Source organism: Ferruginibacter sp., assembly GCF_031430955.1.
In the GTDB taxonomy this organism is placed as follows: Bacteria; Bacteroidota; Bacteroidia; order Chitinophagales; family Chitinophagaceae; genus Ferruginibacter.
Map to the genome: position 1 here is coordinate 1 of NZ_JANPCM010000710.1, position 9223 is coordinate 9223.

The 9223-nt window shown below is 36.5% G+C and carries 6 protein-coding genes; 4 read left to right on the forward strand and 2 right to left on the reverse strand.

The features are described 5' to 3' along the window. Window positions 1-514: 514 nt before the first annotated feature. Window positions 515-1261, forward strand: coding sequence for a DUF6089 family protein (locus tag ACY65O_RS20350; RefSeq protein ID WP_462222692.1), 747 nt, complete (start codon window positions 515-517; stop codon window positions 1259-1261). Between the two features lie 109 nt (window positions 1262-1370). Here ACY65O_RS20350 and ACY65O_RS20355 read toward each other — a convergent pair whose 3' ends face one another. Further along, complete coding sequence (locus ACY65O_RS20355) at window positions 1371-1811, reverse strand: type I restriction enzyme HsdR N-terminal domain-containing protein (RefSeq protein WP_462222693.1); 441 nt, start codon at window positions 1809-1811, stop codon at window positions 1371-1373. Between the two features lie 139 nt (window positions 1812-1950). Between ACY65O_RS20355 and ACY65O_RS20360 the strand changes: the two genes are divergently transcribed. Both ACY65O_RS20360 and ACY65O_RS20365 read left to right on the forward strand, forming a co-directional pair. After that, entirely contained in the window at window positions 1951-2721 is a 771-nt protein-coding gene (locus tag ACY65O_RS20360) for an AMP nucleosidase (protein WP_462222694.1), read from the forward strand. Between the two features lie 27 nt (window positions 2722-2748). Further along, entirely contained in the window at window positions 2749-4581 is a 1833-nt protein-coding gene (locus ACY65O_RS20365) for an ABC transporter ATP-binding protein (RefSeq protein ID WP_462222695.1), read from the forward strand. 7 nt (window positions 4582-4588) lie between these two features. Here the strand turns inward: ACY65O_RS20365 and ACY65O_RS20370 are convergent, their stop codons facing one another. Next, window positions 4589-8425 (reverse strand): TraB/GumN family protein, encoded by a 3837-nt coding sequence (locus ACY65O_RS20370; RefSeq protein WP_462222696.1) that lies wholly within the window; start codon window positions 8423-8425, stop codon window positions 4589-4591. Window positions 8426-8999: 574 nt separating this feature from the next. Between ACY65O_RS20370 and ACY65O_RS20375 the strand changes: the two genes are divergently transcribed. After that, window positions 9000-9223 (forward strand): S-adenosylmethionine:tRNA ribosyltransferase-isomerase (locus ACY65O_RS20375; RefSeq protein ID WP_462222697.1); only part of this gene is annotated, 224 nt, incomplete at its 3' end.

Genomic DNA, 9223 nt, shown 5'->3' on the forward strand with positions numbered 1-9223 from the left:
CCCTTATGCTGGCGGCGAAATTACTAATCCATTGCAAAGAGCAGATGTAACTGCCGGCCAAACAGGTTTACCACTTACTTTAAATTTTTCGGTGATAAATGTTAACAATAATTGTGCAATAGTTTCGGATGCAGGTGTTGATATCTGGCATTGTAATAAAGATGGTTATTATTGATCCTGGCCTTACAAAATTTACCAGTTATTTTTTTGGAGCTGGTTTCAGATTTGCACCGCCAAAAAATATTTTAGGAATAAATCATTTGAGTACGCTGGAGCTGCGTTATGGGCACTATAACAGAACCAATGCTTTAAACTCAGACATCGTAAGTTTAAATTTGAAATTTAAATAACTTTTTTGTCATTTACATCTTCACTTTTGTTTAACAGTGTAATTTTATAATTGAAATACTAATTTTTCAACTACACTGTTATACTAGCATACAACCACTAAAACAAATCTATCGAAGTACAGACTTTTACATTGACCTTTTTTTAATCTTTAAATGTAAATCCAATGATGTCTGCACTAAAAAAATCAGTACTTGCAGTTGTATTTGTTTCCGGCAATATTTATTTCCTTCATGCACAAATTGATCTCAGTAAATACGAAGCAGGTTTAAGTGGCGGTGTTTTTGTTTACCAGGGAGATTTAACACCACAGACGCTGGGCTCGTACAAAACAATGAAGCCGCAGTTGGCTTTCCATTTATATAGAATTTTAAGTCCGTCGTTTTCTGTACGTTTAAATGTTAACCGTGGAAAATTGTATGGCGATGATGCAAAATATAATAACCCCGATTGGAGAAAACAAAGGAATTTTAATTTCACCACACCCGTAACAGAAATAAATGCACAGGCAGTATGGAGTTTTTTAGCACCAAAGTCGCCCCGTTTTTCGCCTTATGTTTTTGCCGGTGCAGGCTTTTCTTTTTTAAAAATAAAAAGAGACTGGAGTAATTTAAATACCACTGTATTTGGAGACGGCTCTGATGTGCAGGCTGGTCTTGCAGTTGATGATGCAAAAAGGTTACCACGACTGATGCCTGTTATACCCGTTGGTGCAGGTGTTCGTTATTCGCTGAACGACAGGTTTAGTTTAATTGGCGAAACCAGTTACCGCTTAAGTTTTACAGATTATTTAGATGGGTTTAGTAAAGCTGCAAACCCCAATAAAAACGATCATTACCTTAGCCACAGCATTGGAGTTATTTATTCTTTCAAGAAAAAAAATAATAAAGAGCTGGGTTGCCCAAAATGGTAAAGTTCAGGAACTGGGAATTGGGAATTAGGTTTTAAATCCTAAAGTTTTTTATAATACTTACAGGTTTTTTCGGGCAATGATTTTGTAAACCTATAAAGTTTTAAAAACCTTATAGGTTTTTCTCAGGCAATTCAACCAAATCTTTCAATTGATTATTTATACATTGAAAAGCCATGCAGTAGCTGCCGTTGGTTATAACTAAATACGGCACCTGCATGGTTATATTATACCGCAATACCTGGTCTAAAACCTGTTTACTTAAATCCACATTCATTTCTTTACATTCAATAATCATCCACGGTTTGGAGCTGGAGCCGTACACTACAATATCAAAGCGCTTTTTTAAATCACCTAACTTAATTTCTTTTTCTATTGCAATTAAAGGGGCCGGGTATTTTTTTACCTGGATAAGATATTGCAGAAAATTTTGCCTAACCCACTCTTCAGGCGTAAGTATTATCCAGCGTTTACGCACTTCATCAAAAATAAATTCTTTATCTTTTTCTTTTTTAATTTTGGGATGATATTCAGGATAATTAATTTTTATCATTGAAGCTGAGCGGAATTTTGTAATTTTAAATGATGCAGCAAATTGAAAGCATTGTTGAACAAAGATATGCGGTTGAAGTGAGTGACACAACGATGATGACCAAAGAAAAAATGCTTGTCCCAAAAAAATAAAAAAAATAATGAAGACAAAAGAAGAAATTGTAAACAACTGGCTGCCAAGATACACCGGCGAAGCATTAGAAAATTTTGGTGAGTATATTTTATTAACCAATTTCAGTAATTATGTTTCCATGTTTGCGGAGTGGAATAATGTAAAAGTAATTGGGCTGGATAGGCCGATGCAATGTGCTACAGCCAATAATATTACTATTATTAATTTTGGAATGGGCAGCCCTGGTGCAGCAACGGTAATGGATTTGCTGAGTGCCATTCATCCTAAAGCAGTTTTGTTTTTAGGTAAATGCGGTGGCCTTAAAAAACGGCACAGCATAGGCGATCTAATTTTACCTATTGCCGCCATGAGAGGCGAGGGAACAAGTAATGATTATTTTCCACCGATTGTTCCGGCATTGCCTTCGTTTAGTTTGCAAAAAGCAATTTCCACCACCATTAGAGATTATGAAACGGATTACTGGACGGGTACGGTGTACACCACCAACCGCCGTGTGTGGGAGCATGATGAAGAATTTAAATTGTACCTGGAAAAAGTCAGGGCTTATGCCATTGATATGGAAACGGCTACAATTTTTTCTGTAGGGTTCTATAATAAAATTCCCACGGGTGCATTGTTATTAGTAAGCGATCAGCCAATGGTACCCGAAGGTGTAAAAACAGAAGCCAGCGATAAAAATGTTACTGCAGGTTTTGTTGAACGGCATTTAAAAATTGGTATCGATTCTTTAAAACAATTAATTAATGACGGGTTAACGGTAAGGCATTTGAAATTTTAGACGTGAGTGTTGAGTTGTCAGGCGTGAGTGAACCCTCGGTTTGATGACTCAACACTCACGTTTCACCACTCACTACTCACCCCATTGCCATCTCTCCTCTCCATACAAAACCTTTCCATACAATTCAGCAATGAAGGAGAAAAAACTATTGCTGTAAAAAATATTTCTATTGATATAAAAAAAGGGGAACTGGTAGCCATTGTTGGCGAAAGCGGATCTGGAAAATCTGTTACGGCATTATCGTTATTGCAGTTGTTACCTGCACAGGCAACTGTTACAGGTAAAACTTTATTTTACAGAAGAGAAAAACAACCTGCTGAACTTATAAGATTAACCGACGAAGGCATAAATGAAATAAGGGGGAAAGATGTTGCCATGATCTTTCAGGAACCGATGACATCTTTAAACCCGGTTTTTACCTGCGGCAGCCAGGTGATAGAAGCCATACAACTGCATGAAAAAGTAAGTAAAAAAATTGCCCGGCAAAAAACCATTGCGCTTTTTGAAAAAGTAAAACTGCCCGACCCGGCGGCCATCATTAACCGCTACCCTCACGAATTAAGCGGCGGGCAAAAACAAAGAGTGATGATTGCGATGGCGATAAGCTGCAACCCCACTTTGCTAATTGCAGATGAACCCACCACCGCATTGGATGTAACCGTACAAAAAACTATTCTGGAACTGATAAAGGAATTACAGCAGCAAAATAATATGGGGGTTATTTTAATTACGCATGATTTAGGAGTAGTAGCAGATATTGCTGATAAAATTGTGGTGATGTACAAAGGAGAAATAGTGGAGCAGGGTACGGCAAAAGAAGTGTTACAATCGCCGCAGCACCCTTACACCAAAGCGCTTTTAGCCTGCAGGCCTTCGGGCAAATTAAAAGGAGAAAGATTACCGGTGGTGAGTGATTTTATTGGGGAGAAAGGCAATGGGCAATGGGCAATGGGCAATGAGCAAGAGGCAATTAGCAGTGGACAAATAGAAAAAAATGAAAGCAATAAAATACAAAATACAACAGAACAACTCAAAGAGTCTGGCACACCATCAACAATCAACGATCAACTACCAACTGTACTTACGGTTGAAAATTTAAAAGTTTATTTTCCTGTTAAGAAAAAAATATTTGGTAAGGCCACACAATTTTTTAAAGCAGTTGATGATGTAAGTTTTGAAGTGATGCAGGGAGAAACAGTTGGCCTTGTTGGTGAAAGCGGTTGCGGCAAAACAACTTTGGGCAGAACTATTTTACATTTAATACAACCAACGGAAGGTAAAATTTATTTAGAAGGAAAAGATATTACGCAAATAAAATCATCCGCACTCCGCAGCATGCGTAAAGATCTGCAAATAGTTTTTCAGGATCCTTATGGTTCTTTAAATCCACGTATTACTATTGGCAGTGCTATACTGGAACCTTTAAAAGTACATGGCGTTTTAGATAATACCAATCAGCGAAAAGAAAAAGTAATAGAGCTTTTACAAAAAGTAAATTTGTTACCCGATCATTTTAACCGCTACCCTCACCAGTTTAGCGGTGGCCAGCGCCAGCGCATTTGTATTGCACGGGCTTTAGCATTAAATCCTTCTTTTTTAATTTTTGATGAAAGTGTTTCTGCGCTGGATGTAAGTGTACAGGCGCAGGTGCTTAATCTTTTAAATGATTTAAAAGCAGCATTTGGTTTTACCTCCATCTTTATATCGCATGATCTGTCTGTAGTAAGATATGTAAGCGACCGAATTTTAGTAATGCACAAAGGAAAAATTGTAGAGCAGGGTGATGCTGAACAAATTTATCATCATCCGCAAAACGAATACACACAAAAATTAATTGCAGCCATACCGGGGCGGCAATAATTTGATGCTAATAACGGGGTGCAGCAATAACGTCGCTTTCAGAATAATTGTATCCGCTATTATAAAACGCCGAAGCACTGCTGTGCATTTTATACAACATTACTTTTAAAAGTTTTTGTAATTGTTCCTTCACTGGTTTTGTTTCATCCAATTTATTATTTTCATTACTGCCATAGCTGTAGGAACTTACTGAAGTAAGATCATCATTATCATCATCAAATTCTTTAGTATTTTCAGGCTGCAATCCATAAGAAACTATCTTCCACTTTTTTTCTTCTTTTTTATTTTTGTATTTGAAAAAATACACTACACCTTTTTTATTTTTATAGGCTACTGGCATTTTCTCCAGCAATGCAAGTGTATCATATTTTTGGTAAGAAGATGAATTTACTAATGCGCTTTTAACCAAATCTAACTGGTTGTTGTATTTTAAAGGAAACTTATCCAGCAGTTTTGCCTTTTTTAATTGCCGGTATAATTCAATTCTGTACTCATCGCTGGCAGCATAAAAATTTAATAATGTATCAGGAATATTTTTTTTATTACGCAGCAACAGCAGCATGGTATTAAATCTTACCTGTTTATTTTTCAGTTTCATTATTTCATCAAAAAAATTTGCTACGCCGGGGTTTTTATCCCAGTAAGGCATTAGCAGCACTGCATAGCTCTGCAATAATTCATTACCACTATCGCCATCGCTGTTGTGGTAGTAACTGGTTTCATCATCGTCATCAGCTTTATTTGCCTTTTCTGCTTTAGCAATTGCTTTTTGGCTTTCACTGGCTCTTTCTTTTTTTAATTCCTGTTTTGCTTCGGTATAAAATTTTGTAAAATACTGTTCGTAATCTTTTGCATCTGCATAACCGCTGTCCACCATTGCAGTAAGTAATTCCATCACATTGCCTTTGTAATCATCTAAATTTATTAACTGCAATATTTCAGGAAAAATAACTTTAGCCAGCGAAAGTGTATCATAAAGCGGATACCAGCTTCCACCAAAATCATTATAATTATTTTTTGTTTTTGCTAATAGTTTAGTTAGGTTTCCCATTTTACTAACCACATCACTATAGTCGTAATTGGCCGGAGTGTTACCGGATGTTACCACTGGCGGTTCATTAATTATTAAATCTTTAAAAGCAATAAAAGATTTTTTTGTTTGCATACCCAGCAAAGTATTCAGCACTGTGTTTTGCAAATCGGCAGTATCGCCTGCGGCAACGTATAATTGTTTTAAATACGTTACCAGTGCACTGTCTTTTGTTTCTTCCAGCCTGCCAGTAAAATCTTGTTTTAACTGCAGGTAATCTTTCGTTTTCCAGCTGAGTGTATCAATTATTTTTTTAAGAGAAGGCACGTCGGCAGAATCAAATTCAATAGTTTTAAAACGCTTCATTGCCCTGGCATGGGTGGCGCTATCTTTACTTGTAAAGTCTTTAAAAAATTCACCATTACGTTTTACAAAAGGCGATTCTCCCTTTACTGTATCGGAGGGTGTAAAGGTTTCAATAAAATTATACAGAAAACTGCTTCTTGGGGTAATGGTATCCGTTAAAGCAATTACGGCAAAATAATTTCCCAATTTATAAAATGCTTTTGAAATAATGGTGCGGCTGCTGTTGGTATCGGTTGCCTGCTGAAATAAATACCGCATGCCGCCGGCAGTAATACCGCTGTCTTTTTTTAAATATAAATAGCTTTTATTTTTATTGTCCTGCCCTGCAAAATTATAGTCGCTGTTGGTAAATAATTTTGCAGAGTCTTTTTCAAAAGTATTTTTTGGCGCTTTAGCCCACGCAACAAATATTTTTTCGCCAATAGTATCGGTGCCAATTGTTTTAATGCCAAACTCCGGTATGGTTTCATCATCGTCTGCCCCATAATCCCCCATCATATTTTTTAACGTTTCCATTAGATCGTTTTGTTTTTTGGTATCCGGAAAAATGGGCGACTGCACCGTAAAATGCATTGCGGTATCAACCCGTAATTTTACTTCGGGATAAATAAATGGTATAATTTTAAATGAATCAAAATACTGCAGCACATTTTTTGTTTCGGCATTGTAATGTGCTATCTGTGCAAAATAATTTGGCCCCTGCAATAAGTATCTTACCGAACTTTGTGTACCATCTTTATGTTTGTATTTACAATATAATGTGGGGTAACCCTGCCATTTTCCCTGCTGGCGAAAAATTTGTTTTTCAATGATATCTGATGATGCAAAACTTTCTTCCATCAAATTCAAATCAAAAGTATCTTCTTCAATAAAACCATAATTGTGGATGTTGGCTTTCATTAAAGTGTAAGTAATTTTTTCTTTATTATCTGCTGCAGTGTATTCCAGCCTGTCGCTGCCTTCATCTTTTTGCAGTATGGGAGTATGCGGCAATTTTATTTCAAATCCGCCGCTTGCAGGTTTATAATTTACCCAATTGCCTTCGGTAAAAGGTGCAATGGTAATAGAATTAAAAAAAAGATTGGCCTCTCCACCTTCCTGCACATAATCGCCTGTACCGCTTATTTTAAAAAACAAAATTTCGAAAGGCGTAACAAAAATATTATGCCGTTGGATATCTCCACGCCTTGTGCGGTTGGTAATATCAAAACCCTTGTAGCCATTTTTTGTAATGGCCGATCTTTTTAAAATTTTACCGGGGATGTATTCATACAATAAACTGTCTACTTTTTTATACACTGCATTTTCATTATCACCCAGTAACAAACCATTTGTTTTTATGCGGCTTACCACATAATATGCACCATTGCCCATATCGGCATATTGTTTAGTATTTAAATCGCCAAATTTGCTGAAGGTGTAAAATTTATTGCCGGGTATTTCTACAGAAAAAATCCCATCATCACTTTGTACAATTTTAAAACTTACGGGCACCCGTATTTTATCAATCGCATCTTTTTGCTGTCCGTCACGCTCTCCCATTTTTACTGCACGCAATTTATAGCCTTTGCTCCGCAACATTTCTATTACGCCACGCTTGCCCGGTAAATGTGCACTGCCCACACCAACAAACAAACTGGTTTTACTTTTTATAATAGAGTCTATGGAGTTAGCCTGAATTTCGTTTCGTTTGTATAAAAATTTTTCTAAAAAAGCTTTGCTGTTAAACTGTTTCATTTCTAAACTGTCCAGCATATCCAGATCGCCTTTACGGTAAGCATCTTCAATAGAGAAAGGAATTTTTACATCATCATAATTGTAATCGTTATCATAATTTTTTGTACGCTTTTCTTTTGCAGCATCTTTATAAGCTTCGGCCACTAATTTTTCGCTCTCTTCAAAATTTTCTACGCCTGTTAATTTTTTACCCAGCTTGCTGCCGGTTTGAAAAATGTACATATCAAGGTAAGTATCCTCTTCAAAATCGGCACCGTTTTTATAAGTGCGGTACAGCATACCATTGATCATTGCAGGCTCTGAAGCTAATGCCAGTTTTATATTGTTCTCATACTTATCAACCGCAAAAGTATTTTTATGAATGTAATCGTTAGGAATATCTAAAAATTTATACGCATTAGCACCGCCTTCGCCATAAGCACTCTTATCAAAAATATTGGGTTTGCTGTAATCATCCTGCCAGTTGGCGGGGTTACTTTCCAGCGCTACCACATCTACATTTTTTATGGCGTTGTAAAAAGAATCGGCCAAATGAAAAGCCAGTTTATTGCTTACATGCATGGTACCAAAAAGATAGCTGGGCCGGGTTAATCCGTTGCCGCTTATCTCCCACAAAAGCCCCTGGTATTTTTTTTCGGATTTTTTTGTTTGCTGGCTGTTTGCAGAAAGTACAGAAAATACCAACAGTAACAGGGTAGTTATCAGTTTCATTTATAGTTGCCGTTATTTTAACTAAAGATAACACAAAGATTAAATACACTGTTTGATTCCATAATGAAATGTGGCTTTTTGGGGTAATTGTAACATATTGGGTTAGGATGTGTCTCTTATAATTTAATTCAACTATTTAAGCCCCTCTCAGCAAAATTAAATAACCAGTAAAGAGAGCATTTCAAATTGCCGCTAAAGCATTTGGCCGGGCAGCAAATTTTACCGCAGAGAAAATGAGAAAAGGAGTTATCGCAGAAGTTCTCAGCGTAACCTCTGCCATCTCATTTTCTCTGCGTCGAAAAAAATATTGCGATCATTTGGAATAAAAAAGCAAAACATAAAAATTCAAAAGAACTGATGGCATTTTTAAATTAATAAAATGTACCAACCGGCACTCCTGCCAATTTGTTTTAACCAATTGTACACAATACTTAAAATTGCCTAATAATTTCCACAGCATTTCCTTATCTTTGCGCCTTCAAAATCATGCCGTAACATGATAAGTGCCTCCGCAAAGGCTACGCTCCTTAAAGTTTCATTACACGGCATGTAACCATTTAAAAATATTGATTACATGAAATTATCCCAGTTCCGTTTCGATCTTCCACTAAATTTAATTGCCCAAAACCCCACCAAAAAACGTGAAGACAGCCGTATGATGGTGATTGACCGCAAAACCGGCAACATCGAAAACAAACATTTTAAAGAAATTATTGATTACTTCGACGACAAAGATGTTTTTGTAGTAAACAACACCAAGGTTTTTCCTGCCCGTATGTATGGCCGCAAAGAAAAAAC